Raw genomic sequence first — 26,152 nt, 5'->3', positions numbered from 1 at the left:
TGTGCGCGACCTTACGCGACCGGAGATGGGGCGCGCAGTCGCGGTCCCGGCTTGCGTGCTTTATCCTTTTCGCCCTTCGGGGCGGAAGCGATGCGATCCGGGTGTAATCCGACGGGGCGCGCCGAAACGCCTCGGAACTGGCAGAGTGGTAGGGGGAACGCTCGGGTACCACCGGGCGTTGTCCTAGGTGTGGACCCCAGTGCGGGAGGAGGAGAGCGCATGACCTATGACCGACTGGTGTGCGCCAACTGCGCGGCCCCCGTCGCGGAGGGCCGCTGCCCCGTCTGCCGCGCGAACCGGGAACGCCTCGACCCGTCGGCGGGCCTGACCCCGGCGATGCTGCTGGCGCTCGTGGTCGCCCTGGTGGCGATGGTGGCGCTGCTCGCCGCACTGCAGAGCGCGTAGGGCTTCCGCGGCTCCGCATACGAGCCGGAGACGAACGAGGGCCGGGGGTACGCCCCCCGGCCCTCTTCTTCATGCTTCTACGACCTGACGGTCACCGAACCGCTCAGACGGCGGCGCGGCCACCGCCGACCAGACGCGGGAGCATCCGGAAGCCGATGCCACCGGCGATCATGGTCGCGGCGCCGATGATCAGGAACGAGGTCTCGGCGGCGCCGGTCTCGGCCAGCTCCTCCTTGGCCTTGCCCTGCTCGACGGGCTGCGAGCCGGCGTTGTCGGTGTCGGGGTTGTTGACGCACTCGGCGCCGTCGAGGTCGACGGTGCAGGTGCCGGCGTCGTCGGTGGAGTCGTCGCTCGGCGTCGTCGGCGACGGCGTCTCACCCGGGGTGGTCGGCGTCGTCGGCGGCGTGGTGACCGGCGGGGTCGTGACCGGCGGCGTGGTCACCGGCGGAGTCGTGACCGGCGGGGTCGTCACCGGCGGCGTGGTCACCGGCGGAGTCGTCACCGGCGGCGTGGTCACCGGCGGAGTCGTCACCGGCGGGGTCGTGACCGGCGGCGTGGTCACCGGCGGCGTGGTGGGCGGGGTCTCCTCACAACCGGGCGTGCCCGGGATGCAGGTGGGGTCGACCTCCGGCAGCTCGGCCTGGACACCGATCGTCAGATCGACACCCACAGCCGAGGCCGCGCCCGCCGCGGTGAGCGACGCGCCGGCGGCGATGATCGCACCGGCAGCTATTCGCGCAACGCGAATGCGCGTCTTCTTCGTCATCTGGCTGCTACCCCCAGTAGCTCAATCTCGTCATGGAGCCGCGCTCGGGGCAACGGGCACGGGGGCGGCGTGATCACTCAACCAGCCCCCGTTCACACACGCCCCATAGATACGCATGCCGCGTGCCACCCTTCCGAGTTTCCGAGTACGCGTCAAGGTCGTTGCGCGTGCGATGCCCGAAAGATCATGAGTTGCCCGCCATGCGGGGATGCAACTGTGACGTAAACGTGGAACTACCGCCCCGCCAAGGGCAGTTCCCTTGTCGACAAAGCGTCCCGCAGTCCCGCTTTCCGCTTGCGCCCGCGAACGCCTGGGAGGGCCTGGGAGGGCCTGCGGGGGGAGAGGCGCGGTGGGCGAGAAGCGCGATGGGCCCCGCACGCGTGCGTGCGGGGCCCATCGCGGTGAAGCGGCGTACGGGTTACTTCTCCTGCTGCTTGCGCCAGCGGATGCCCGCCTCGAGGAAGCCGTCGATCTCGCCGTCGAGGACCGACTGCGGGTTGCCGACCTCGAACTCCGTACGGAGGTCCTTGACCATCTGGTACGGGTGCAGGACGTACGAGCGCATCTGGTTGCCCCAGGAGCTGCCGCCGTCGCCCTTCAGGGCGTCCATCCTGGCGCGCTCCTCCTGGCGTTGGCGCTCGAGGAGCTTGGCCTGGAGGACGTTCATGGCGCTCGCCTTGTTCTGGATCTGGGAGCGCTCGTTCTGGCAGGAGACGACGATGCCCGTCGGGATGTGCGTGATGCGCACCGCCGAGTCCGTGGTGTTGACGCCCTGGCCGCCGGGGCCCGAGGCGCGGTAGACGTCCACGCGCAGCTCGGACTCGTCGATCTCGACGTGGTCGGACTGCTCGACGACCGGCAGGATCTCGACGCCCGCGAACGAGGTCTGGCGACGGCCCTGGTTGTCGAACGGGGAGATGCGGACCAGACGGTGCGTGCCCTGCTCGACCGAGAGCGTGCCGTACGCGTACGGCGCCTTGACCACGAAGGTGGTCGACTTGATGCCGGCCTCTTCCGCGTACGAGGTCTCGTAGATCTCCGTGCCGTAGCCGTGCCGCTCGGCCCAGCGCAGGTACATGCGCTGGAGCTGCTCCGCAAAGTCGGCCGCGTCGACGCCGCCCGCCTCGGCGCGGATGTTGACCAGCGCCTCGCGCTCGTCGTACTCGCCGGAGAGGAGCGTACGGACCTCCATCTCGTCCAGCGCCTTGCGGACGGCGACCAGCTCCGTCTCCGCCTCGGCGCGCGTGTCCGGGTCGTCCATCTCCTCGGCGAGCTCGAAGAGCACCCCGAGGTCGTCGATCCGGCCGCGCAGGGCCTCGGCCTTGCGGACCTCGGCCTGGAGGTGCGAAAGCTTGCTGGTGATCTTCTGCGCCGCCTCCGGGTCGTCCCAGAGGGACGGGGCCGCGGCCTGCTCTTCGAGCACGGCGATGTCGGCCCTCAACTGTTCGAGGTCCAGTACGGCCTCGATCGACCCCATGGTCGAGGAGAGGGACTTCAGCTCTTCGGATACATCGACGACTGCCACGCGTCCAGCGTAACGGCTCACCGCAAATGCCAGGGCCCGCCGGTCGTGCCCGACGAGCGGCGGGGTGCGGCGGCGGGCGGCATGGGGCGGCCGCCAGGGAGTGTCCGGAGAGTATCGCCGTCCGCCCGCGGGGCGCCGCGAGCCAGGCGAGGCTTTCCGGACACGACCTAGGGCTCCGTCGACGTCTTCGAGTCCTGCGGCGGGGCGTCGCCGTCCTCGGCCGTCGCCAGGTACCCGCCCACACCCAGCGCGCCCGCGACGACGACCGCCGCGATCGAGAGGGTGATCCGGCGCTTGCGGACCGTCCCGGCCTTGTGGCGGGCCGAGCCGGGCCGCCGTGCGCTCGCCGAGCGCGGGGCCCGGGCGGTGCCCAGGGGGCCGCCCGCGAGCTCGTCGGGGGCGGGGACGCGCATGGAGGTGTGGGTGTCCCGGTTGGAGTCGGGAGCGGCACCGGGGACCAGAGGGACGGCGGCCCGGCGCGGGGCGGCGCCTGCGCCGCCCGTCGGGTACGGGTCCTCCTCGCGCGGCTCCGGCGTCTGCTGCTCCGCGTCGTCGGGCTCGTCCACGTCCAGCGGCGGCAGTCCGGCCAGCAGCGGCAGGCACTCGCGCAGCCGGCTGGCCAGCTCGGAGGCGCGCAGCCGGGAGGCCGGGGCCTTGGCCAGGCACTGGACGATCAGCTGCCACAGCTCCTCGGGGATGCCCGGCAGCGGGACGACGGTCTCGGTGACGTGGCGGCGCAGCACGGCGCCCGGGTGGCCGCCGCCGAAGGGTGTGAAGCCGGCCAGGAGCTCGTACAGGACGGTCGCGAGAGCGTAGATGTCGACCGCGGCGCGCGGCGGCAGGCCCTCGACGATCTCCGGGGCCAGGTAGTCCGGCGTACCGATGATCCGGGTCACCTTGGTGCGGCCCGGGGTGTCGATGAGCTTGGCGACCCCGAAGTCGGTGAGGAGCGCCGGGTGGGCGCCGGCGGGGCCGAGCGGCCCTTCCATGTCGAGCAGGATGTTCTCCGGCTTGACGTCCCGGTGGACGACTCCGGCGGCGTGTGCGGCGGCGAGTCCGTCGGCTACGTCGGCGATGATCGCGACGGCCGCCTCGGGGGCGAGCCTGCGCTCGCGGTCGAGGCGGGTGCGCAGGTCCGTGCCGCGGACCAGGTCCATGACGAGGGCCAGGTCGTTGCCGTCGACGACGAGGTCGCGGACGGAGACCACCCGGGGGTGGTCGAGACCGAGGAGGGCGGTGCGCTCCTGGACGAAGCGGCCGACGAGCTCCTGGTCCGAGGCCAGGTCCTCGCGCAGCAGCTTGATGGCGACGGGGCCCTCGGGGCCCTCGCCGAGCCACACCGTGCCGGCGCTGCCCCGACCGAGGATCTGGTGGGCCGTGTAGCGGCTGCCGATTTTCCGTGCCAAGACTGCTCCCTCAGCGGCTGGCGGACGCGTCAAAGTTACGCGTCCGCAGCCGCCGGTCGTCACCTCCGAAGGGAAATCACCCCTCGGAAGTCGATAAATCGGCAGTACTACTGCCCCGTACCGCCGGTAGTAGTACCACTCCCGGAGCCGGAGCCCGAGTCGGCGAGCTCCGAGACCCAGTCGGTGAAGGACGAGATCCCGTCACCGAGGGCCTCCCAGTAGCCCTTGCCCTCGGCGATCCAGCTCTGGAGGGGGGTCAGCTCCCAGATGAGCCAGCCCGCGACGACGAAGAGCATGACCGAGAAGAGGCAGCCCTTGAGACAGCCCAGCCCGGGGATCCGCATGGGGTTGGCGCCGCGCTGACGCGGCGGCCGCGGCTCGCGGGGAGCCGGCGGCTGCGGGGCCTGCGGGCGCTGCTGCGGCGGGTTGTACGCCTGCTGGGGCGGCGCGTACTGCTGCTGCGGGGGGTGCTGGGGCGCGTACTGCTGCTGCGGCGGCTGCTGCTGGTACCGGGGCGGCTGCTGGGGCTGCTGGTACTGCTGCGGAGCCCCCTGCGGGCGCTGCGGGTGCTGCGGCTGGCGCTGCGGACGGCGGCGCAGCGGGTCCTCGCTCGGGTCCAGGTACTGGACCTGCGTCTGCTCGTTGCGGTCGCGGGCCGCGCGCAGCTGGTTCTGCCAGGGGTGCGGCTGCTCCTCGCCCGGCGCGCCCTGCGGCGGCTGCGGCGGTACGGGAGGCATCACGGCGGTCGGGTCGGCGCCGCCGTTCATGCCACCGGCCGGGCCGCTCGTCGGCATGACGCTGGTCGGCGCGGCGGGGTCGAAGTGGGAGCCCGCCCCGCTGGGCAGCACCTGGGTCGGATCAGCGGCGCCGGGGGTCTCCGGGACCGGCGCGGGCGCCGGATCGGGCGCGAGCAGCGCGCCGACCCCGTCGGCGGCCTCGATCTGCGCGGGCGTGGCGTGCACGCCGATGCCGGCCGCGACCGCACGCAGACCGCGGGCCAGGTTCTGGGCGCTGGGACGCCGGTCGGGGTCCTTGCTCAGGCAGCGCTCTATGACCGTCCAGAGCGGGCCAGGGACCGTCGAGGGGCGCCGCGGCTCCTCGCTGAGATGGCGGTGCAGCACTTCGAGGGCCGTGCCGCCGGCGAACGGGGGACGGCCGGTGACCAGCTCGTAGAGCAGGATGCCCGCGCCGTAGATGTCCACGGCGGAGGTCTGCGGACGGCCCTCGGCGGACTCCGGCGCGACGTACGCGGGCGTGCCGACGAACTCGTGCGTACGGGTCAGGCCCGGGGAGTCGGCGAGGCGCGCGATGCCGAAGTCGGTCAGCATCGGGTGCATCTGGCCGCCCTGCTCGGCGAGCAGCACGTTGGCGGGCTTGAGGTCGCGGTGGACGACGCCGTCGGCATGGCTGGCGGCGAGCGCGTCGGCGATCTGGGCCGTGAGGAGCGAGGCGGCGACCGGGGTGAGCGGGCCGTTCTCGCGGATGTAGCGGTGCAGGTCCGGGCCCTCGACGAGGTCCATGACCAGCGCCAGGACATCGCCCTCGACGACCAGGTCGCGGGTGCGCACGATGTTGGGGTGGGTGAGCCGGAGCAGCACGGACCGCTCGCGCAGGAAGCGCATCACGATGTCCGCGTCGTTGGCCAGCTCCTCCTTGAGGACCTTGATCGCCACGGTCTCGCCGGGCTGGCCCTGCACGGCCGCCTCGGCGCCCGCGGCCTCCCTCTGGCGGGCTCGCCAGACGGTGCCCGTGGCGCCGCGTCCGAGCGGCTCCTCGAGCAGGTACTTGCTGCCGATTGGCCGCACGTCACGCGCTCCCTGCTGATCGTGGTCCTGGGGGTCCCGGGGTCCCTGTCGTCTGTTGTGACCCGTCCGGGTGTCCGACCCACTTTAGTGCCGCCGAACGGGTCGGGGGTCGATCACAAGACGGCTGATTCCCGCGCCGGACTTGTCCGAAAACAAGACGCTCGTGGCGCACGGGTGGTTGCCGTGGGGGTCGGAAGGCGTACTCAACCAGGCACTTTTACGTCCACAGCCGACCATTCAAGATCACTTGGAGGCGACCCGCGGGCGGGTTGTCAGCGGCAGGTGCGAGGATGCACACAGCACGCGCGTCGAGGGTCGGGAGCCCCCGCGCCGTGCCGACCTGTACCGGACGACGTGTCCGTGCCGGGTGGGGGGAGGCACCGGGCGGTCCCCCTGCCGGGCACCACGCGCAGAAGGGACCGCTGACGGCGATGCAGATCCGGCTGACCGTCCTCGCGCCGCACGCCGGCCACGGCGCGGGGCGCGCCTGCGACGTGCTTGTCACCGCTCCGGCGGGGACGGCGCTGGCCGCCGTGGCCTCCAATCTGGCCGCGGCCGTCTCCGGGCCCGACACGTCCCTCTCCGGTTCGACCGTGCTGTACGCGGGCCGGGAGCGGCTCGACGCACGGCGCTGCTCGCTCGGCGAGCCCCCGCTGGTCGACGGGGCGGTGCTGACGCTCCACGTCCCCGGCGAGGACGACCGGCCGGACGAGGCCACCTCGGCCCGGCTCCACGTGGTCGCGGGCCCCGACGCGGGCGGTGTGCACCTGCTGCACCGCGGCCCGGTCGGAATCGGCCGCTCCCTGGACGCCGACGTCCCGCTCGACGACCCGGACGTCTCCCGGGTGCACTGCACGGTCACGGTCGGGGACGACGGCCGGGTCACGGTCGCGGACCTCGGCTCCACGAACGGGACGACGCTGGACGGTGCGGCGGTCGGCGACCGCCCCGTCCGGCTGGCGCCCGGCGCCGTGCTGCGCCTCGGCGAGTCGGCCCTGCGCCTGACGGGCCCGGGCGATCCGGGTACGGACTCCCTGCCGACGACCCCGGACGGCGAGGGCCACCTGCGGGTGAACCTCGGGACGGCGAGCGGGGACGGACGGGAGACCGCGTCCGGCTCCCCTGCCGGACCAGGATCCGGACCCGCGCACCGCGGGACGGGTACGGAGCCGGGCACCAGCGGTACGGGTACGGCACCCGGCACCGGCGGTACCGGTACGGCACCGGGCACCAGCGGTACGGGTACGGCCGCCGCCGGTAGCGGTCCCGGCACGGCTCTCGGTACCGGCCCCGGCACGGCTCTCGGGGGCGGCGGCGCCTTCTCCCTCTCCGCCGACGCGACGCACGGCGGCTCGCCCGCACACGCGCGTGCCGAGGAGCCGGAGGACGGCGAGGGCGCGGGGGTCGAGGCGCACAGCAGGACCCGTCAGACCCCGCGCCAGGCCGCCCCCTCGCGGGGCAAGCGGGGCATAGGAGCGTGGGCGCGCCGGTTCGCCGGTGCCAGGGAGGACCTGCCGGACCCCGGCGCCGGCCTCGGCCCGGACGCCGAAGCCGGGTCCGGAACGGGAGCCGGGTTCGATGCCGAGCGGGCCCCCGGTCCCGCGCCGAGCCCCGAGACCTGGCCCGACCCGGCCGCCGTGCTGCTCACCGCCCTCGGCCCCGGCCCGCGGCTCTGGGAGCGCGGCCAGGACCATCCCGAGGCCCTCGTCGTCCGGCTCGGCACGACCGACCGCGCCGAGCTGTCCGGGGTGCCGGTCACGGTCGGGCTGCGCGAGGCCGGTTCCCTGGGGCTCGCGGGCCCCGGCGACCGGCTGGCCGGTCTCGCCCGCTCCGTGGTCGCCCAGCTCGCCGCCCTGCACTCCCCCGCCGATCTGGAGATCGTGCTGATCAGCGCGGACCGGAGCCGCTCCCTGGAGGAGCGGCGCCGGGCCTGGGGCTGGCTCGGCTGGCTCCCGCATCTGCGTCCGGCGCACGGCCAGGACTGCCGCCTGCTCCTCGCGTACGACCGCGACCAGGCCCATGCCCGTACGGCGGAGCTCACCCGGCGGCTCGACGACGGCCCGCTCGGACCCGGCTGGCCGAGCGCCGACCGCGCGGCGGTCACGGAGGCCGCGGCGCGGTACGAAGGACCGGTCACGGTCGTGGTCGTGGACGGCGACCCCGGGTCGGCGGCGCTGCGCGAGACCACCGCGCGGCTCGCCGGGGCGGGAGCGGCCGCCGGCATCCACCTGATCTGTCTGGCCGAGGCGCCGGCCGCGTCGCCGGTCTCCCCGGTGGCGGCGACGTACGAGAGCGCGTGCGCCGCCTCCCTCGCCTTCCGCGAGTGCGGGGCGGTCGCCCTGCTGAGCGGTGACGTGGCGACGGCGCTGCGGCTGCTGCGCACGGCGGGTGGCCGAGCCGCGGGTCACGGGACCGTCGGCGTGGTGGACGCGGTGTCGGTCGCCTGGGCCGAGCGGTTCGGACGAGCGGTCGCGCCCTTGCGCACGGACGCCCCCGCCACCCACGGACGGACGGCGGCGACGGCGCTGCCCCGCTCCGCCCGGCTCCTGGACGAGCTGGGCCTCGCCCGCGCCACGCCCGCCTCACTGCTGGCGCGGTGGGCGGCGGCGGGCGACGGGACGGCCGTCCTGGGCGCCGGTCCGCGCGGACCGGTCTCGGTCGACCTCACGGAGGAGGGCCCCCATCTGCTGATCGAGGGACCCGCGGGCAGCGGTCGCACGGAGCTGCTGCGCTCCATCGCGGCGTCGCTCGCCGCCGGCGGCCGTCCTGACCGGCTGGGGCTGCTCCTTGTCGACGGCGCGGGCGGTGAGCGCGGCGAGGGTCTCGCGGCGTGCACGGAGCTGCCGCACGTCACGGAGCATCTGGTCGCCTCCGACCCGGTACGGATGCGGGAGTTCGCCCAGGCGCTGGGCGCGGAGCTGAAGCGCCGGGCGGAGATCCTGGGCGACGGACACTTCGCGGACCGTCAGGCGGCGGCGCGCATGATCGGCCAGCGCGGCCCGAGCGCCGCGGAGACGATGCCCCAGGGCGCCCGCGCGACGGCCCGGATCCCAGACGCCCGGATCCCCGACGCCCGCGCCGCCGACGTCGCCGGCCGTCCCAGCGGCCGCACCCTGCGCACGGGCGAGGGCCTGGTCGGCGACCGCCCGGGCTCGGACACCCCGGACAGGACCAACCCGGACCGGACCACCCAGGACCGGACCGCCCCCGGCCGAAGCGCCGCCGACCGGAACACCGGCTCGGGCGCCGAGGACCTCGCCCACCGCTCCAGCGGCCGGACGGCGCGCACCGGCGACGGCACCCTCGGCGACCGGCCCGGCGGGCGCACGCCCCGCACGGGCGCCGACGACCTCACGTACCTCCCCAGCGGGCGGACGCCCCGCACCGGCGCGGGCGCCGAGGACCTCACGTACCACCCCAGCGGCCGTACGACCCGCACCGGCGCCGACCACCGCGTCCCGCGCCCCGGCGCGGACGACCTCGCCGAGCGGGACGGCGGACATGGCGTCCGGTCCGCCACGGCCGAGGAACCCGGGCAGCCGGTCGCCGGTCTCGTTCCGCGCCCCGGTCGGGAGCACGATCCGCGAGCGGGTGACGGGGCCGCCGCACTGCCCCGGCTCGTCGTGCTCGTCGACGACTTCGACGCGCTCGTCGCGCCCGCGCTCGGCTCGCCCGGGCGGCCCGCCGCCGGGTCGGTCGTACGGGCCCTCGAAGCCGTGGCGCGCGGTGGTGCGCGCCTCGGCGTGCACCTGGTCGCGACCTCCGCGCGCCCCGACCGGACGGCGGACACGGAGCTGGCCCACGGACCCGGCGGCCGCCTGCGGATCGTGCTCGACGCGCCGCCCGTCGCGCCGGGCCCGGACGATCCCGCGCCCGGCCGGGGACGGCTCGGCCACCCGGACGGCCGCGTCACCCCGTTCCAGGCCGGCCGGGTCACCGGCCGCATCCCGCGTACGGCGACCCTCCGCCCGACCGTCGTCCCGCTGGAGTGGGAGCGGATGGGCGACCCGCCCACCCGCAGACCCGTCCGCGAACTCGGCAACGGCCCGACCGATCTGGCCCTCCTCGCCAGCGCTCTCGACCGTGCCGCACGCTCCCTGGACGCCGGCCCGATCTCCCCCCTCACGCCCGCGACCCGCTCCTGACGGCACGTCACGAGCCGATCAAGATCGCCCACTTGCCACGGAAGGCGGTATTGCGGGGCCGGTGCCCCCGGCGTAGACCTGAGCGCACGGGACACGCACCGCGCACAGGAGAGACGGGGCAGAAATGCGTACAACTCTTCGTACACGCAGGGCCGCACCGGCCGTCGTCACGGTCACCGCGCTCACCCTCGCACTGGCGCTCGCCGGCTGTGGCGGCGGCGAGGACACCGGTGAGGGGACCAGGGAACCCGGCCCGCCGGCCACGTCGAACGGCTCCCTGAAGCTGCCTTCCCTCAAGGGCGAGAAGATCGAGGTCGCCGCCGTCTGGACGGGCCCGGAGCAGGAGAACTTCACCAAGGTCCTGACGGAGTTCGAGAAGCGCACCGGCGCCACCGTCACCTTCGTGCCCGCCCAGGACCCGATCGTGAACTTCCTCGGCACGAAGATCGCCGGAGGCTCCCCGCCCGACGTCGCGATGCTCCCCCAGGTCGGCGCGATCCAGCAGGCAGCCGCCCAGAAGTGGCTGAAGCCGGCCGGCCCCGACGCCCAGGCGCAGCTGGCCGCGAACTACTCCAAGGGCTGGCGGGACCTCGGCGCCGTCGACGGCACGCAGTACGGCGTGTACTTCAAGGCCGCCAACAAGTCCCTGGTCTGGTACAACAACGCCGCCTTCGAGAACGCGGGCGCCACCGAGCCCAAGACCTGGAAGGAGTTCCTGACCACCGCGGAGACGATCTCGGCCTCCGGCGTCACGCCGGTCTCCGTCGGCGGCGCGGACGGCTGGACGCTCACCGACTGGTTCGAGAACGTCTACCTGTCCCAGGCGGGCCCGGCCAAGTACGACCAGCTCGCCAAGCACGAGATCAAGTGGACCGACGCGTCCGTCACCCAGGCGCTGACCACCCTCGCCGAGTTGTTCGGCAAGCCGGAGCTGATCGCGGGCGGCGCGGCCGGCGCGCTGCAGACGGAGTTCCCGGCCTCGGTCACCCAGACCTTCACGGGCGGTGACCAGCCCAAGGGGGCGATGGTCTTCGAGGGCGACTTCTCGGCCGTCAACATCGCGCAGACCAGCGCGAAGATCGGTACGGACGCGAAGGTCTTCCCCTTCCCCGCGGTCGGCTCCACGTCCCCGGTCGTCACCGGGGGCGACGCCGCGGTGGCCCTGAAGGACACCAAGGGCGCCCAGGCCCTGCTGACCTTCCTCGCCTCCCCCGACGCGGCCGAGATCTGGGCGGGCGCGGGCGGCTTCCTCTCGCCGAACAGGAACATGGACCCGGGCGCGTACCCGAACGACGTCCAGCGCGAGATCGCCAAGGCGCTCCTGGAGTCCGGGGACGACTTCCGCTTCGACATGTCCGACCAGATGCCGCAGTCCTTCGGCGGCACCCCCGGCAAGGGCGAGTGGAAGGCGCTGCAGGACTTCCTGAAGAACCCGAAGGACATCGCGGGGACCCAGGCACGCCTGGAGGCCGACGCGGCCAAGGCGTACAAGAACTGACGCCGTGACGTCCGCGTCCAGGGCTCCCAAGGCGCCCAGGGCCTCCACGGCCCCCACGGTCACGGGCACGCGCAGGACCGTCGCGGCGGGGTTCCTCCTCCCCGCGCTGGTCCTGCTCGGCGCGCTCGTCGTCTACCCCATCGGGTACTCCGTCCAGCGGTCGTTCTTCGACTCGTCCGGCGACTCCTTCGCCGGACTCGACAACTACGTCGCCCTCTTCACCGACGACACCATCCTCACGGCCGTCCGGAACAACGCGATCTGGGCGGTCGTCGCCCCGGCCGTCGCGACCGCCCTCGGCCTGATCTTCGCGGTGCTCACCGAACGGGTCCGCTGGGGCACGGCGTTCAAGCTGATCGTCTTCATGCCCATGGCGATCTCGATGCTGGCCGCCGGGATCATCTTCCGGCTGGTGTACGAGCAGGATCCGGACCGCGGTGTCGCCAACGCCGTCTGGGTCGGTGTCCACGACACCTTCGCCGAGTCCTCCGGCTTCCCGCGGGCGCGCCCGCTGCCGGTCCACCCGCTTCGGGCGGCGGGCGGCGGGGCGTACGTCACCGAGAGCCCGGTCCGTGCGGGAGAGCCCGCGCGGCTCCCGCTGATCGGGGTCGCACCGGCGCAGATGCCGAAGGACGCCCGCCCGGCGCACGAACCGCGGCCTCCGCGGGAGGGCGGGATCACCGGGACCGCGTGGCTGGACTTCACCAAGGGCGGGGGCGGGAAGCCGAACGTCGTGGACCCGAAGGAGGTCGGGCTCAAGGGGCTGCGGATCGAGGCGGTGAAGGACGGGACGGTGGTGGCCACCACACGGGCGGCGGCCGACGGCTCGTTCACGCTCCCCGCCTCCGCCGACGGCGCGCTCCTGCGGCTGCCCGCGAGCAACTTCCGCGAGCAGTACAACGGCGTGGAGTGGCTGGGGCCTTCGCTCGTCACCCCGGCGGTCATCGGCAGTTACGTGTGGATGTGGGCTGGGTTCGCGATGGTCCTGATCGCGGCCGGTCTGGCGAGCGTGCCACGGGAGCTGATGGAGGCGGCGCGCGTCGACGGGGCGAACGAGTGGCAGGTGTTCCGCCGGATCACGGTCCCGCTGCTCGCGCCGGTCCTCGCCGTCGTCCTCGTCACCCTGATGATCAACGTACTGAAGATCTTCGACCTGGTCTTCATCATCGCGCCGGGCTCGGCGCAGGACGACGCGAACGTGCTGGCGCTCCAGCTGTACCGCTCGTCCTTCGGCACGGACGCGGATCTCGGGGTCGGCTCCGCGATCGCCGTCCTGCTGCTCCTGCTGGTGATCCCGGTGATGGCGTTCAACATCCGCCGGATGCGAAGGGAGGCCCGAAGGTGACGGCGACGAACACGAACGGCAAGGCCCGGGTCGCCGCCCGGGGCGGGGCCGGGCCGGTCCCCGCGTCCACGGCGCGCCCGGTGCCCCCGCTCGGCGCCCGGCTGGCCGCGCGGGCGGCGGGCGGCGCGATGCGGATCTTCCTCGTCCTCGTCGGCCTCTTCTGGCTGATGCCGACGGTCGGGCTGCTGCTCTCCTCGCTCCGCGGACCCACCGACATCAGCGAGAGCGGCTGGTGGCAGGTCTTCACCTCCCCGGCCCAGCTGACCGTCGAGAACTACTCGGCCCTGCTCTCCAACGAGACCATCACCCGGTCCCTCGTCTCCACGATCCAGATCACCGTCCCGGCCACGCTCCTGGTCCTCGTCATCGGATCGCTCGCCGGATACGCCTTCGCCTGGCTGGATTTCCCCGGCCGCGACTGGTGGTTCCTGGTGGTCGTCGGGCTGCTCGTGGTGCCGGTTCAGGTCGCGCTCGTGCCCGTGTCGAAGCTCTTCGGCGCCATCGGCGTCTTCGAGACGACGCTCGGGGTCGTGCTCTTCCACACCGCGTTCGGACTGCCCTTCGCGATCTTCCTGCTGCGGAACTTCTTCGCGGAGATCCCGAAGGAGCTGCTCGAAGCGGCCCGGCTGGACGGGGCGGGCGAGATCCGCCTCTTCACCCGGGTGGTCCTGCCGCTCGGCGGGCCGGCGATCGCCTCGCTCGGCATCTTCCAGTTCCTGTGGGTCTGGAACGACATGCTGATCGCGCTGATCTTCGCGGACTCCGAGTCGCCACCGATCACGGTGGCCCTGCAGCAACAGGTACGGCAGTTCGGCAACAACATCGACGTGCTCGCACCGGGCGCGTTCCTGTCGATGGTGATCCCGCTGGCCGTCTTCTTCGCCTTCCAGCGGCAGTTCGTCACGGGGGTGATGGCGGGGGCGGTCAAGTAGCGGCCGCCGTACCGTGACCCGAGTGGCGACCGCCGTGCCGTGACCCGAGTGGCGGCCGCCGTACCGTGAGCCGAGTGGCGGTCGCTGCGCCATGAGCCGAGTGGCGGCCGCTACGCCGTGAGCGCCGCCACCGCCGAGCGCGCGAGGTCGTCGACGTACCCCTTCGGCAGCTCGCCGCGCACCACCACGAGCCGCCAGTAGAGCGGCCCGACGATCAGGTCGAGGGCGCGCTCCGGGTCCGTGCCGTCCGGCAGTTCGCCGCGTGACACGGCCTCGCGGACGATCTGCGCGACGACGCCCTGCTGGCCGTCGAGCAGGGCGGCCTTGATCGCGTCGGCGATCTCCGGCTGCCGGGCGGCCTCCACCAGAAGGTCCGGGATGACCTGGGAGGCCACGGGGTGGCGCAGGGCGTGCGAGCCGACCTCGAGGAGCGCGCGCACGTCCCCGTACAGCGAACCGGTCGACGGCGCCGGCAGTCCCTGGGTGGCGAAGGCGCCGAGGAGGTCGAGGACGAGCGAGAGCTTCGACTTCCAGCGGCGGTAGACGGCGGTCTTGCCGACGCCCGCGCGGCGCGCGATGCCCTCGATGGACATACGGGCGAAGCCGACGGCGGCCAGCTCCTCGAAGACGGCGGCGCGGATGGCCTCGGTCACGTCCTCCCGGAGCACGGCGGCTCCCGCGGGGGCGCGGCGGGGGGATCCGGGGCGTGTCGTCATGGGCGGATCCTAACCAACCGTGTGCCTGCACGTCACGACGGAACGGTTGCGTTGCGACGTCCGTACGTCCTACTCTCGCCGTAGCGACGATACGGACCCGTTCCGTCGTTCTCGATGTCCCGCCCCTTCGTCGAAAGCGACCTCGTGACCACCGAGACGCTCACGAAACCCGACTCCCGGGCCCCGGAGGACCTGCGCGCGCTCGCCCTGCGCCACGGCCTGTCGGTCAGCGGCGCCCGCCCGACGCTCCCCGCCTACGTCGGACAGCTCTGGTCGCGCCGCGCCTTCATCTCCGCGTTCGCGACCGCCCGGCTGACGGCCCAGTACAGCCACGCGAAGCTCGGCCAGCTCTGGCAGGTGATGACCCCGCTGCTCAACGCGGCGGTCTACTACCTGATCTTCGGCATCCTCATGAACGTCCAGGAGGGCATCCCGGACTACGTGCCGTTCCTGATCACCGGCGTCTTCGTCTGGACCTTCACCTCTCAGTCGATCATGACCGGCACCCGGGCGATCAGCGGGAACCTCGGACTCGTCCGGGCTCTGCACTTCCCCCGGGCGAGCCTCCCCCTGGCCCTGGCACTGCAACAGCTCCAGCAGCTCATGCTCTCGCTCGGCGCACTCGTCGGGATCCTGTTCTGCTTCGGCGAGTTCCCCCGCGCGAGCTGGCTGCTCGCCGTGCCCGCGCTCTTCCTCCAGGCACTCTTCAACGCCGGGGTCGCGCTCGTCATGGCCCGGCTCGCCGCCCGCACACCGGACCTCGCGCAGCTGATGCCGTTCCTGCTCCGCACCTGGATGTACGCCTCCGGGGTCATGTGGTCCCTCGACCATCTGGCGCGGAGCGGCCGGATCCCCGACCTGGCGATCACGGTCCTGCAGTGCAACCCGGCGAGCGTCTACATCGACCTGATGCGCTTCGCGCTGATCGAGAGCTTCACCGCGGACCGCCTGCCGCCGCACATCTGGGCACTCGGCGCCGGCTGGGCGCTGGTGGCCTTCGTGGGCGGGTTCATCTACTTCTGGAAGGCAGAGGAGACGTACGGCCGTGGCTGAACAGACCCTGACGACGACCCCGACCCCGACCCCGACCCCGACCCTGGCCGAGGCCGCAGCCCCGGCCCCGGCCCCGACCCCGACGCCGGCGCGGCCCGAGCGCGTCCCCACCGTCGTCGCCGACGACGTCCACATCATGTACACGGTCAACGGCGCCCGTACCGGCAAGGGCAGCGCCACCTCCGCGCTCAACCGGATCTTCACCCGCCGCGCCTCCCCCGGCGCCCGCACGGTCCACGCGGTCAAGGGCGTCAGCTTCGCCGCGTACCGGGGCGAGGCGATCGGCCTGATCGGTTCGAACGGATCGGGGAAGTCCACCCTCCTCAAGGCCGTCGCGGGCCTGCTGCCCGTCAACCGGGGCCGGATCTACACCCGCGGCCAGCCCTCCCTCCTCGGGGTGAACGCGGCCCTGATGAACGACCTGACCGGCGAGCGGAACGTGATCCTGGGCGGGCTCGCGATGGGCATGACGCGCGCGGAGGTCGACGCCCGCTACGACGACATCGTCGACTTCTCCGGGATCAACGACAAGGGCGACTTCATCTCGCTGCCGATGCGGACGTACTCCTCCGGCATGGGCGCCCGGCTCCGCTTCTCCATCGCGGCGGCGAAGAGTCACGACGTCCTGCTGATCGACGAGGCGCTGTCCACGGGCGACGCCCGGTTCCGCCGCCGCAGCCAGGAGCGGATCGACGAGCTGCGGGCCGAGGCGGGCACCGTCTTCCTGGTCTCCCACTCCAACTCCACCATCACCCAGACCTGCGACCGGGCGCTGTGGCTGGAAGCGGGCACGCTGCGGATGGACGGTCCGGCGAAGGAGGTGGTGGCGGCGTACGAGGCGTTCACCAAGAAGGGCTGACAAAACATCTGGAATCACCCCAAACGGCAATAGAGTGCGGTTCGATGACGACGCATCGCGACCGCACCCCGCCGCCCCCGCCCGGCCCGGACGCCGCCCCGGACTCCGCCCCGGACTCCGGCTTGGATTCCGGCCTGGACCCCGGCGTGGCCTCCGGCTCGGTCTCCGGCCCGCAGGCCGGACCGAGCTCCGGCACGGCCGTCAAGGCCACCTGCGCCCCGCCACCCCCCTCCCTCACCGGCTCTCCCTTCGACTCGGACACCTTCACCTCGGCCAGCTTCGTCAACGTCGGCCGCGGACCCGCCCTCGCCCTCACCGTCGTCTGGACCCTCACCCGCGCCGGCATGCTGCTGCTCCTGGCGCGCGACAGCCTGGGCGTCGGCGGGGTCGGCCGCGAGGTGTACGTCCTCTACCAGCACTGGTACCGGCAGTTCGGCCACGGCACCTTCCCCGTGAACGACGTCACCTGGCAGTACCCGCCCGGCGCCGGCCTGGTGATCATGTCCCCCGGCCTGCTGCCCTGGCTCACCTACTTCCAGGCCTTCGTCGCCCTGACGCTCCTCGCCGACGCCGCCGTCACGCTCGCCCTCGCCCGCGCCGACAGCAGCCGCGTCACGCACGGGGCCTGGATCTGGGTCTGCGGCCTCCCGCTGCTCCTGCACATCCCGCTGGCCCGGTACGACGTCCAGGTCACCGCCCTCGCCGTCCTCGCCCTGCTCGCGCTGACCTCCCGCACGCCCGCCGTCCCCCGCCTCGGCGGGTTGCTCGGCGGCGTCCTCGCGGGGCTCGGCGCGCTCGTCAAGGTGTGGCCTGCGCTCACCCTGATCGGCACGCCCCGGGGCCGTACCACCCGCGACGCCTGGACCTCCGCCGCCACCACGGCCGCCGTGCTCCTCGCGACCCTCGCGCTCTTCTTCTCGCACTCGCTCGGCTTCCTGCGCCAGCAGGGCAGCCGGGGTGTCCAGATCGAGTCGGTGGGCGGCACCGCGCTCGCGCTCGCCCAGTCGGCCGGCGTCTGGCCGGGCCGCGCCCAGTACCGGTACGGCGCCTTCGAGTACGTCGGCCCGTACGTCTCCACCGTGGGCCGGATCGCGCTGCTCCTGACCGTCCTCGCCTTCGTCTGGCTGCTGGTCTGGCGGCTGCGGGCGCGCACCTGGACGGCGGCGACCCCGCTGGACGCGGCGCTCGCCGCCGTCCTGCTCTTCACCGTCACGAGCCGGGTGATCAGCCCGCAGTACCTGATCTGGCTGCTCGGGCTCGCCGCCGTCTGTCTGACCTCGCGCCGGACCGTGATGCGGCCCGTCGCGCTGCTGCTCCTTCCGGCCGCCGGACTGAGCTCGCTCGCGTACCCGGTCCTGTACGACGACGTGGTCGCCGGCTCCTTCCCGGGCGTCGCCGTCATGGTGGTCCGCAACGGGCTGCTGCTCGCCTGCGCCCTGCTGGCCGCGCGCCGGCTGTGGGTCTCGACCATGCGGGCGGCACCGCCGCCGACCTCACAGTCACCCTCGCACTCGCACTCACACTCACACTCACAGGAGTCATGAGCGAAGGGCCCCGCCGGACGACCGGCGGGGCCCTTCACACGTACCTGCGGACGACGGCTAGCTGTGTGCGCGCAGCAGCTGGCGCATGGTCCTCATCGCCACCGACAGGTTCGCCAGGTCGAAGGTCTCCGAGCCCTGGATCTCCTCGAGCGTGGTGCGCGCCCGGCCCAGGAGCGCCGCGTTCTTCTCCTCCCAGGCCTTGAACCGCTCCTCCGGCGTCGAGGTCCCGTTGCCCGCCGCGAGCACGTCGGCCGTGAGGGCGGCGTGCGCGGCGAACAGGTCCTCGCGGATGGAGGCACGGGCCATCGACTGCCACCGGTCGGCGCGCGGCAGTTCGATGATGCGGTCCATGAGCTGGGTGATCCGCAGCCGGTCGGCAAGGTCGTAGTAGACCTCGGCGACCGCCATCGGCTCCTTGGCCGTGCGGTCCGCGATCGCGACGATGTCGAGCGTCGGGAAGGCGGAGGAGAAGCCGGCGACCCGCAGGGCGAGCTCCTCCGGCACGCCCATGGAGGTCAGCTCCTCCAGGATCGACTGGTACCACTCCAGGTCCGCGCCGCGCAGCAGCTGCGGCAGCTCGCCCCAGACCTCCCCCACACGCTCGGCGAAGAACTCGATCGTCTCGGCGAGCTGGAGCGGCTGCGGCCGGTTGCCGAGCAGCCAGCGGGTACCGCGCTCGACGAGTCGGCGGGAGTGCAGCCGCATCTGGGTCTGGATCTCGGCCGGCACCCGGTTGTCGAGGGCCTCGACGGCGTCCCAGACCTCGCCCAGCCGGAAGATGGCGCGGGCGGCGGTCTGCGCGCGGACGATCTCCTCGATCGACGCGCCGGTCTCCTCCCGGAGACGGTGCAGGAAGGTCGAGCCACCGGTGTTGACGGTGTCGTTGACCAGGATCGTGGTGATGATCTCGCGGCGCAGCGGGTGGCTGTCCACCGCGTCCGTGAACTTCTCGCGCAGCTGCGTCGGGAAGTACGCGTGGAGCAGTCCGCACAGGTACGGGTCGTCCGGCAGCTCGGTGCCGATCAGCTCGTCGGCCACCGTGATCTTGGTGTACGCGAGGAGGACCGCGATCTCCGGCTGGCTCAGGCCACTGCTGTTGTTGAGCAGCTCGCGGATCTGCCGGTCGTTGGGCAGGAACTCGATCGAGCGGTCGAGGGCGCCGTCGCGGCCCAGGCGGCGCATGAAGCGCTGGTGGGCGTGGAGCAGGGACGGCGACTGGGCGACCGCGTTGGCCAGGGCGACGTTCTGCGCGTAGTTGTTGCGCAGGACGAGCGCGCCGACCTCGTCGGTCATCTCGGCGAGGATCTTGTTGCGCTGCTTCACGGTCATGTCGCCGTCGGTGACGAGTCCGTTGAGCAGGATCTTGATGTTGACCTCGTGGTCGGAGGTGTCCACGCCGGCGCTGTTGTCGATCGCGTCGGTGTTGACCTTGCCGCCCTCGCCGTCCGCGCCGCCCTTGCGGGCGAACTCGATGCGGCCGAGCTGGGTCAGACCCAGGTTGCCGCCCTCGCCGACGACCTTGACCCGCAGGGCCTCGCCGTTGACGCGGATGGCGTCGTTCGCCTTGTCGCCGACGTCCGCGTTCGACTCGGTGGACGCCTTGACGTACGTACCGATGCCGCCGTTCCACAGCAGGTCGACGGGCGAGTGGAGGATCGCCTGCATCAGCTCGGCCGGGGTCAGCTTGGTGACGCCGGCCTCGATGCCGAGGGCCGCGCGCATCTGCGCGTTGACCGGGATCGACTTGGCGGTACGGGGGTGGATGCCGCCGCCCGCGGAGAGGAGCTCGGTGTCGTAGTCGGCCCAGGAGCTGCGGGGCAGCTCGAAGAGACGGCGCCGCTCGGCGTACGAGACGGCCGCGTCCGGGGTGGGGTCGATGAAGATGTGGCGGTGGTCGAAGGCCGCGACGAGGCGGATGTGCTCGGAGAGCAGCATGCCGTTGCCGAAGACGTCGCCGGACATGTCGCCGACGCCGACGACGGTGAAGTCCTCGGTCTGGGTGTCGTGGCCGAGCTCGCGGAAGTGCCGCTTGACGGACTCCCAGGCGCCGCGGGCGGTGATGCCCATGCCCTTGTGGTCGTAGCCGGCCGAGCCGCCCGAGGCGAAGGCGTCGCCGAGCCAGAAGCCGTAGGAGACGGCGACCTCGTTGGCGATGTCGGAGAAGGTCGCGGTGCCCTTGTCGGCGGCGACGACGAGGTAGGTGTCGTCCTCGTCGTGGCGGACGACGTCCGCGGGCGGGACGACCTCGCCCGCGACCAGGTTGTCGGTGATGTCGAGCAGCGCCGAGATGAAGGTCTTGTAGCTGGCGATGCCCTCGGCCAGCCAGGCGTCGCGGTCTACGGACGGGTCCGGGAGCTGCTTGGCGACGAAGCCGCCCTTGGCACCGACGGGCACGATGACGGTGTTCTTCACCATCTGCGCCTTGACCAGGCCGAGGATCTCGGTACGGAAGTCCTCACGGCGGTCGGACCAGCGCAGGCCGCCTCGGGCGACCTTTCCGAACCGCAGGTGGACGCCCTCGACACGCGGGGAGTACACCCAGATCTCGTACGCCGGGCGGGGCGCGGGGAGGTCGGGGATGGCCTGCGGGTCGAACTTCATCGACACGTAGGAGTGCGGGGCACCGTCCGCCGCGTCCTGGAAGAAGTTGGTCCGCAGGGTCGCCTTGATGACGGTGAGGAAGGAGCGCAGGATGCGGTCCTCGTCCAGGCTCGCGACCTGGTCGAGGGCGGCGGCCAGCTCCTCCAGGAGCGCGTCGATCAGCTCGACGCCGGCGCGCTGGCGCTCCGGCGACATCCGGGCCTCGAAGAGCGAGACGAGCAGCCGGGTGGTGTGGACGTTGTTGCGGAGGGTGTCCTCCATGTAGTCCTGGCTGAACGTCGCGCCCGCCTGGCGCAGGTACTTCGCGTAGGCGCGCAGCACCATGGCCTGGCGCCAGGTCAGCCCGGCGCTCAGGACCAGCGAGTTGAAGCCGTCGTTCTCGGCGTCTCCGGTCCAGGTCGCGGCGAACGCCTCCTGGAACCGCTCACGGGCGTCGTCGCTGAACGAGGCGCCGTTGGCGGTCGGGGCGGGCATGCGCATACCGAAGTCGTAGACCCAGGCGTGCGTACGGTCGGAGCAGCGCAGCTCGTACGGACGCTCGTCGATGACCTCGACGCCGAGCCGGTTGAGCACCGGCAGGACGGCGGAGAGGGAGATCTGGTCGCCGGACTTGTAGATCTTGAAGCGTCGCTCGCCGGGACGGGCGCCCACGGGCTCGTACAGCGAGAGCGCGAACTCCTTGCCGGAGTGGCGCAGCTGCTCCAGGTGGACCAGGTCGGCCACGGCGGCGCGCGGGGAGTGGTCGGCCTTGTAGCCCTCGGGGAAGGCGTTGCCGTACTTGCGCAGCAGCTCGGCGGCGCGCTCCTCGCCGGTCTCGGCGTTGAGCGCCTCGGCGAAGCCGTCGGCCCAGGAACGGGCGGCCTCGACGAGCCGGGCCTCGATGCGCTCCCGGTCGGAGTCGGTGAGCTGGGTCAGCTCGGTGCCGGGGGCGACACGGACGACGAAGTGCAGCCGGGTGAGCACCGACTCGGTGCTCATCAGCGTGAAGTCCACGCTGGTGCCCTGGAGCTCTTCCTTGAGGAGGTCGGTCAGCCGCTCACGGACCGTCGTGTTGAAGCGGTCGCGCGGCAGGTAGACGAGGGCCGAGTAGAACCGGCCGTACTCCTCCTGGCGCAGGTAGAGCCGCAGCCGGCGCCGCTCCTGGAGGTACAGGACGCTGGTGACGATCTCGCGCAGCTCGTCCGGCGGGGTCTGGAAGAGCTCGTCGCGGGGGTACGTCTCCAGGATCTGGAGCAGGTCGCGGCCGTCGTGGCTGTTCGGCGAGAAGCCGGCGCCGTCCAGGACCTCCTGGACCTTGCGGCTGATGACCGGAACCCGGCGGACGGACTCGGTGTACGCGGCCGAGGAGAACAGGCCGAGGAAGCGCCGCTCGCCCACCACGTTGCCGTCGGCGTCGAACTTCTTCACGCCCACGTAGTCGAGGTACGAGGGGCGGTGCACGGTGGAGCGGCTGTTGGCCTTGGTGAGGATCAGCAGCTTGTGCTCGCGCGCCTTGGCGCGGGCGTCGGCGGGCAGCCGGCTGAAGGAGGACGAGACGGGGGCGTGGTGCACCTCGTCGCCGCCGTGCTGGGGGTCGGAGCGCAGGACGCCGAGGCCGGTGCCCGGGACGGCGGCCAGCGCGTCCCCGTTGACCAGCTCGTACTCGCGGTAGCCGAGGAAGGTGAAGTGGTCGGCGGCGAGCCAGCGCAGCAGCTCGCGGGCCTCTTCGACCTCGGTGGGGCGCAGATCGTCGGCGGTGGGCTCGCCGGGGAGCTCCTCGGCGATGCGCAGCGCGGCGTCGCGCATCTTCTCCCAGTCCTCGACGGTCTCGCGGACGTCGTTCAGGACGCGGAGCAGGTCGGTGGTGATCTGCTTGAGGTCGGCGCGGTCGGTCTCGCGGTCGATCTCGACGTGGATCCAGGACTCGGTGAGCGCGTCGTGGGGCAGATCGCCCTTGGGCTCGGTGGTCAGGACCTCGATGAGCTTGCCGGTCAGGTCGCGGCGGACCAGGACCTGCGGGTGGATCACGACATGGATGCCGCGGCCCTGGCGCGACAGCTCGTTCGTCACGGAGTCGACGAGGAAGGGCATGTCGTCGGTGACGACCTCGACGACGGAGTGGCTGCAGGTCCAGCCGTTCTCCTCGACCGTCGGGGTGTGGACGCGGACGTTCGCGGTGCCCTGGGGTCGGGTCTCCGCGAGCCGGTAGTGCGAGAGAGCGGCGCCGAAGACGTCCACCGGGTCCCGGTCGGTGAGGTCCTCGGGCGCGGTGTGCAGGTAGTAGCGCTGGAGGTAGTCGAGCACGGTGTCCCCGTCCGGGCGCTTCCCGTTCTCGGGCCCCGTCGGAAGTTGCCCCCCGACCGGGCCGGTCTCAGCTACCCGGGCGGCCCGTGCGAGCAGCTCGGCCTTGGCTTCGTCCAGCTTGGTCTGCATGTCCTCTGGCTCCTGTCGCGCGCCGTTGCGTGACGTCGGTGGAAGAAAGGACACAACGCCACGACGCGGTGTTACCGGTCGGAGTCGACGTTATGCCGCGATGAGAGATGTCCGAGCCGTTATCGGCCATTTCTGGCGCCGTGCCCAGGACGGGAGAATCGGCGAACGCCATGTCCGCCCGGACGCCGTGGCGCTCCGGGCGATGGCCGGGGGCTTCGCTGCCCCCTCGGCGTATCGCGCTGATCACGGGAAAAGCCTATCGCTCCCGCCCCCCCGATCGTCATGGTCCGTATGTGTACAAAAGAGGGGGTGGAAGTTTGACGTTATGGACAGCGACACAGTGTCCTGTGGCAGGGAGCCGAGATCCGAGATCCGGGAGTCGCCATGGCAAAGATCTTGATCGTGACCGGGGACGCGGCGGAGTCGCTGGAGGTCATGTACCCCTACCAGCGCCTCCTCGAGGAGGGGTACGAGGTCCATATCGCGGCCCCGGCGCGCAAGCAGCTGCGGTTCGTGGTGCACGACTTCGAGCCGGGTTACGACACGTACACCGAGAAGCCGGGGTACAGCTGGCCCGCGGACCTGGCGTTCTCGGAGGTGGACCCGGGCGACTACGTGGCCGTGGTGATCCCCGGCGGCCGGGCGCCGGAGTACCTCCGCAACGACCCGGAGCTCCGCAAGATCCTGAAGTCCTTCTTCGACGCGGACAAGCCGGTGGCCCAGATCTGCCACGGTCCGCTCCTGACGGCGGCGATCGGCGGCCTGGAGGGCCGCAGGGTCACGTCGTACCCCGCGCTCGAACTGGACATGCAGGCGGCGGGCGCCACGTTCCAGGACACGGAGGCGGTCGTGGACGGCACCCTGATCTCCTCCCGGGCCTGGCCGGACCACCCGGCCTGGATGCGAGAGTTCCTGAAGGTCCTGCGCGAGACGGCCTGACCGCAGACCGGCCCGCGGGAGGGCTGCGGGTGGTGAGGGTGGTGGGAGCGATCAGCCCGGCCGAAAGGCCGGGCGCACCCGCACCGGGCGGTCACGCGCCCCCGCAGCCCATCCGGCCGCCCTAGACCAGCTCCTCCGCCACCGCGACCGCCTCCGCCAGCGAGTCCACCACCGGCACCCCCGCCGCCTCCAGCGACGCCCGGCTGTGCGACCCCCCGGTGTACAGAACCGCCCGCGCCCCCACGTGCGCCGCCGCCCGCGCGTCGTCGGCGGCATCACCGATGACGACGACCCGCTCCGGGGGCACGCCCGTGAGCGCCGCCAGGTGGCGCACCATGTGCGCCGACTTCCCCTCCGTGGACGACCCGATCCGCCCGTCCACCCGCACGAACCGCGCCTCGATCCCGTGCCTCCGCACCAGCGGGACCAGCTCCGCGTGCGGCGCCAGCGAGAGCAGCGACTGTGTGAACCCGGACTCCTGCCGCGCGGCCAGCAGCTCCGCCGCCCCGGCCGTCAGTCCGCACGCCTCGGCCCGCTGCCAGTAGTGCCGGTGGAAGGCGCCGTCCATCAGGACCCACTCGGCGTCCGTGGGCAGCCGCCCCATCAGCCGTTCGTAGAACTTCGGCACGGGAACGGTGTACAGATCCCGGTACCGCGCCAGCGTGATCGGTTCGAGCCCCAGCTCGGCGAAGGCCGCGTTCGTCGCGCCGATGACCGCCTCGATGTCGTCGAGCAGCGTGCCGTTCCAGTCCCAGACCAGGTGCTTCCCGTGCTTCCCCATGCCAAGACGGTACCGGGCCCCACCGACAGAACCCCCGGTCCGGCCTCAGCCCAGCAGCCCCGGGATCTCCTGGATCCCGAACCAGAGCAGCTCGTGGTCCTCGGCCCCGTCCACCGTGAACTGAGCGTCGTCGTCGCCCTGGTCCGCCGCGCCCAGCGCGTCCGCCGCCGCCGAGACGTCCGCCTCCGCGTCGTCCGCGTCGGCGTGCACGGCGGCCGCCTTGGCCAGCGGTACGGCTCCGGCGACGCGGACCTCGCCCAGCGAGCTCGCGTCCAGCCCGCGGTCCGGGTCCACGACGGCGTCCTTGTCCGGCACGTCGACGGCGACGACGATCCGGCGCCGCGCGGCCGAGGGGTCCCCGGCGAGCTGCCGCAGCGATGCGGCCGCGGCCCGGCTCAGCGCCGCGTACTCGAGCTCCTCGATGTCGTCGGAGACGTACCACTCGCGCAGCGCGGGGGTCACGGCGTAGGCGGTCAGCGGGCCGGGGCCCAGTTCGCCCGCCTTGTGCGCCTGTGCGAGACCGGGGAGGGTCAGGGGGACGTACACGCGCATGGCTGGCCGCTTTCGTAGTCGGAAACGCCCTCAGGATACGTGCGGAGTCCCCCTTCGGGGTCCCCAGGAGGCCGTCTCGCCGGTCCACCCGAGGCATCCCCGCACCCCGCGCCGGAAGACCCGGAGAGCCGCTCCCTCACTCTGATAGGTGAATCCGCCGAACGGCCGCGCGGACGTCCCCGCCGCCTTGCGAGGCCGCGAACCGCACCCGTACAAGATCCCCAACAGAAGTTACCGCCCGGTAGAACACCGGGCGCGAGGGATCGGGGACCACTCATGGACATCGCCACCACGACGACCCGTACGCCCGAGGCCACGACCATGGCCACGGCCCCGGCTACGGCTACGGCTACGGCCCCGGCTACGGCCCTGGCCACTGCCCTGGCCGCGACCCGCCCCCGGACGCCCCGCCCCCGCTCCGCACCCCGCGGACCTGCCGGCACCCGCCCCCGCGGCGCCGCCGGCACCCGCCCCGGAACGGCGTCCCCACCCGCCCGTACGGCACCGCGCGTCCTCCCGACCCACGCCCACTTCGCCGAGCGCCTGCTGCTCGTCCTGAGCGGTCAGCGGCCCGTGCACTGGATGCTGGGCCAGACCGTGGGAGAGGCGTACGAGCAGCTGGTCCAGCTCGCCCCCACGACCCCCTTCGGAGGTCCGGGCATCCGCCCCGTGCTCCGCAGCTGCCGGGCCCAGCCCGCCCAGGACGCCCTGGAGGCGTTCGCCAGCATCGCCACGGACCGGGGCGTACGCGCCATGGCCTTCCGCCTCGAACTCGGCGCCGACCGCCGCTGGCGCTGCGCCGCCGTCGAACTGGACGGCCTCCACGCGCGCGTGCCCGCCCAGTCCCGGACGGCCGGTCGATGACCGT

Annotated in this window: 18 protein-coding genes; 10 read left to right on the top strand and 8 right to left on the bottom strand. The window is 72.8% G+C overall.

Annotation, left to right across the window (positions count from 1 at the left end):
- The first annotated feature begins 219 nt into the window (after nucleotides 1-219).
- Entirely contained in the window at nucleotides 220-405 is a 186-nt protein-coding gene (locus ACFVGW_RS11075; protein WP_352187405.1) for a hypothetical protein, read from the top strand.
- A 103-nt stretch (nucleotides 406-508) separates the two neighbouring features.
- On the opposite strand, the gene ACFVGW_RS11070 is transcribed toward ACFVGW_RS11075, so the two are convergent.
- From ACFVGW_RS11070 to ACFVGW_RS11055, 4 genes are all read right to left on the bottom strand, one after another.
- Nucleotides 509-1,171, bottom strand: a complete 663-nt coding sequence (locus ACFVGW_RS11070; protein ID WP_383227925.1) for an LPXTG cell wall anchor domain-containing protein — start codon at nucleotides 1,169-1,171, stop codon at nucleotides 509-511.
- Nucleotides 1,172-1,589: 418 nt separating this feature from the next.
- Nucleotides 1,590-2,696: a peptide chain release factor 2 gene (gene prfB, locus ACFVGW_RS11065; RefSeq protein ID WP_385851748.1), complete on the bottom strand. Its 1,107-nt coding sequence runs from the start codon at nucleotides 2,694-2,696 to the stop codon at nucleotides 1,590-1,592.
- 167 nt (nucleotides 2,697-2,863) lie between these two features.
- Complete coding sequence (locus tag ACFVGW_RS11060; protein WP_385851747.1) at nucleotides 2,864-4,102, bottom strand: serine/threonine-protein kinase; 1,239 nt, start codon at nucleotides 4,100-4,102, stop codon at nucleotides 2,864-2,866.
- A gap of 107 nt (nucleotides 4,103-4,209) precedes the next feature.
- Nucleotides 4,210-5,907 carry a serine/threonine-protein kinase gene (locus ACFVGW_RS11055; protein WP_385851746.1) on the bottom strand — a complete coding sequence of 566 codons (1,698 nt, stop codon included), beginning with the start codon at nucleotides 5,905-5,907 and terminating at the stop codon, nucleotides 4,210-4,212.
- A gap of 431 nt (nucleotides 5,908-6,338) precedes the next feature.
- Between ACFVGW_RS11055 and ACFVGW_RS11050 the strand changes: the two genes are divergently transcribed.
- From ACFVGW_RS11050 to ACFVGW_RS11035, 4 genes are all read left to right on the top strand, one after another.
- Nucleotides 6,339-10,052 carry an FHA domain-containing protein gene (locus ACFVGW_RS11050; RefSeq protein ID WP_385851745.1) on the top strand — a complete coding sequence of 1,238 codons (3,714 nt, stop codon included), beginning with the start codon at nucleotides 6,339-6,341 and terminating at the stop codon, nucleotides 10,050-10,052.
- A 124-nt stretch (nucleotides 10,053-10,176) separates the two neighbouring features.
- Nucleotides 10,177-11,550, top strand: a complete 1,374-nt coding sequence (locus tag ACFVGW_RS11045) for an ABC transporter substrate-binding protein (RefSeq protein WP_385851744.1) — start codon at nucleotides 10,177-10,179, stop codon at nucleotides 11,548-11,550.
- A 4-nt stretch (nucleotides 11,551-11,554) separates the two neighbouring features.
- Nucleotides 11,555-12,895 carry a carbohydrate ABC transporter permease gene (locus ACFVGW_RS11040; RefSeq protein WP_385851743.1) on the top strand — a complete coding sequence of 447 codons (1,341 nt, stop codon included), beginning with the start codon at nucleotides 11,555-11,557 and terminating at the stop codon, nucleotides 12,893-12,895.
- Between the two features lie 128 nt (nucleotides 12,896-13,023).
- Nucleotides 13,024-13,827, top strand: coding sequence for a carbohydrate ABC transporter permease (locus tag ACFVGW_RS11035; protein ID WP_383228020.1), 804 nt, complete (start codon nucleotides 13,024-13,026; stop codon nucleotides 13,825-13,827).
- A gap of 110 nt (nucleotides 13,828-13,937) precedes the next feature.
- On the opposite strand, the gene ACFVGW_RS11030 is transcribed toward ACFVGW_RS11035, so the two are convergent.
- Nucleotides 13,938-14,543, bottom strand: coding sequence for a TetR/AcrR family transcriptional regulator (locus tag ACFVGW_RS11030; protein WP_385851742.1), 606 nt, complete (start codon nucleotides 14,541-14,543; stop codon nucleotides 13,938-13,940).
- Between the two features lie 114 nt (nucleotides 14,544-14,657).
- On the opposite strand from ACFVGW_RS11030, the gene ACFVGW_RS11025 reads away from it, so the two are divergent.
- The 3 genes from ACFVGW_RS11025 to ACFVGW_RS11015 all read left to right on the top strand — a co-directional run bounded on the left by ACFVGW_RS11025 (nucleotide 14,658) and on the right by ACFVGW_RS11015 (nucleotide 17,999).
- Nucleotides 14,658-15,596, top strand: coding sequence for an ABC transporter permease (locus ACFVGW_RS11025; protein ID WP_385851741.1), 939 nt, complete (start codon nucleotides 14,658-14,660; stop codon nucleotides 15,594-15,596).
- 136 nt (nucleotides 15,597-15,732) lie between these two features.
- A complete protein-coding gene (locus tag ACFVGW_RS11020; RefSeq protein WP_385851989.1) occupies nucleotides 15,733-16,455 on the top strand; it encodes an ABC transporter ATP-binding protein in 723 nt (240 codons plus the stop codon).
- A 44-nt stretch (nucleotides 16,456-16,499) separates the two neighbouring features.
- Nucleotides 16,500-17,999 (top strand): glycosyltransferase 87 family protein, encoded by a 1,500-nt coding sequence (locus tag ACFVGW_RS11015; protein ID WP_385851740.1) that lies wholly within the window; start codon nucleotides 16,500-16,502, stop codon nucleotides 17,997-17,999.
- 57 nt (nucleotides 18,000-18,056) lie between these two features.
- Here the strand turns inward: ACFVGW_RS11015 and ACFVGW_RS11010 are convergent, their stop codons facing one another.
- Entirely contained in the window at nucleotides 18,057-23,012 is a 4,956-nt protein-coding gene (locus ACFVGW_RS11010; RefSeq protein WP_385851739.1) for an NAD-glutamate dehydrogenase, read from the bottom strand.
- 384 nt (nucleotides 23,013-23,396) lie between these two features.
- On the opposite strand from ACFVGW_RS11010, the gene ACFVGW_RS11005 reads away from it, so the two are divergent.
- Nucleotides 23,397-23,951 carry a DJ-1/PfpI family protein gene (locus tag ACFVGW_RS11005; RefSeq protein WP_383227900.1) on the top strand — a complete coding sequence of 185 codons (555 nt, stop codon included), beginning with the start codon at nucleotides 23,397-23,399 and terminating at the stop codon, nucleotides 23,949-23,951.
- Nucleotides 23,952-24,072: 121 nt separating this feature from the next.
- Here the strand turns inward: ACFVGW_RS11005 and ACFVGW_RS11000 are convergent, their stop codons facing one another.
- Together ACFVGW_RS11000 and ACFVGW_RS10995 are read right to left on the bottom strand one after the other, a co-directional pair.
- On the bottom strand, nucleotides 24,073-24,732 hold the full coding sequence (locus ACFVGW_RS11000; protein WP_352187393.1) for an HAD family hydrolase: 660 nt from the start codon (nucleotides 24,730-24,732) through the stop codon (nucleotides 24,073-24,075).
- A gap of 45 nt (nucleotides 24,733-24,777) precedes the next feature.
- Complete coding sequence (locus ACFVGW_RS10995) at nucleotides 24,778-25,284, bottom strand: DUF6912 family protein (RefSeq protein ID WP_383227897.1); 507 nt, start codon at nucleotides 25,282-25,284, stop codon at nucleotides 24,778-24,780.
- A gap of 381 nt (nucleotides 25,285-25,665) precedes the next feature.
- Between ACFVGW_RS10995 and ACFVGW_RS10990 the strand changes: the two genes are divergently transcribed.
- Nucleotides 25,666-26,148 carry an Rv3235 family protein gene (locus tag ACFVGW_RS10990; protein WP_385851988.1) on the top strand — a complete coding sequence of 161 codons (483 nt, stop codon included), beginning with the start codon at nucleotides 25,666-25,668 and terminating at the stop codon, nucleotides 26,146-26,148.
- Nucleotides 26,149-26,152 lie beyond the last annotated feature (4 nt).

The organism is Streptomyces sp. NPDC127129, from assembly GCF_042671585.1.
Taxonomy (GTDB): Bacteria; Actinomycetota; Actinomycetes; order Streptomycetales; family Streptomycetaceae; genus Streptomyces.
Note: the sequence above shows the minus strand (reverse complement) of the source record. Positions and strands in the feature narration are given on the sequence as shown.

Excerpts from the sequence above, each read along its gene's own strand:
- ACFVGW_RS11015 (WP_385851740.1), top strand. The coding sequence starts at position 16,500 with ATGACGACGCATCGCGACCGCACCCCGCCGCCCCCGCCCGGCCCGGAC.
- ACFVGW_RS11045 (WP_385851744.1), top strand. The coding sequence starts at position 10,177 with ATGCGTACAACTCTTCGTACACGCAGGGCCGCACCGGCCGTCGTCACG.
- ACFVGW_RS11035 (WP_383228020.1), top strand. The coding sequence starts at position 13,024 with ATGCGGATCTTCCTCGTCCTCGTCGGCCTCTTCTGGCTGATGCCGACG.
- ACFVGW_RS11000 (WP_352187393.1), bottom strand. The coding sequence starts at position 24,732 with ATGGGGAAGCACGGGAAGCACCTGGTCTGGGACTGGAACGGCACGCTG.
- ACFVGW_RS10995 (WP_383227897.1), bottom strand. The coding sequence starts at position 25,284 with ATGCGCGTGTACGTCCCCCTGACCCTCCCCGGTCTCGCACAGGCGCAC.
- ACFVGW_RS11005 (WP_383227900.1), top strand. The coding sequence starts at position 23,397 with ATGGCAAAGATCTTGATCGTGACCGGGGACGCGGCGGAGTCGCTGGAG.
- ACFVGW_RS11025 (WP_385851741.1), top strand. The coding sequence starts at position 14,658 with ATGTCCCGCCCCTTCGTCGAAAGCGACCTCGTGACCACCGAGACGCTC.
- ACFVGW_RS11070 (WP_383227925.1), bottom strand. The coding sequence starts at position 1,171 with ATGACGAAGAAGACGCGCATTCGCGTTGCGCGAATAGCTGCCGGTGCG.
- ACFVGW_RS11010 (WP_385851739.1), bottom strand. The coding sequence starts at position 23,012 with ATGCAGACCAAGCTGGACGAAGCCAAGGCCGAGCTGCTCGCACGGGCC.
- ACFVGW_RS11050 (WP_385851745.1), top strand. The coding sequence starts at position 6,339 with ATGCAGATCCGGCTGACCGTCCTCGCGCCGCACGCCGGCCACGGCGCG.
- ACFVGW_RS11030 (WP_385851742.1), bottom strand. The coding sequence starts at position 14,543 with ATGACGACACGCCCCGGATCCCCCCGCCGCGCCCCCGCGGGAGCCGCC.
- ACFVGW_RS11075 (WP_352187405.1), top strand. The coding sequence starts at position 220 with ATGACCTATGACCGACTGGTGTGCGCCAACTGCGCGGCCCCCGTCGCG.
- ACFVGW_RS11020 (WP_385851989.1), top strand. The coding sequence starts at position 15,733 with ATGTACACGGTCAACGGCGCCCGTACCGGCAAGGGCAGCGCCACCTCC.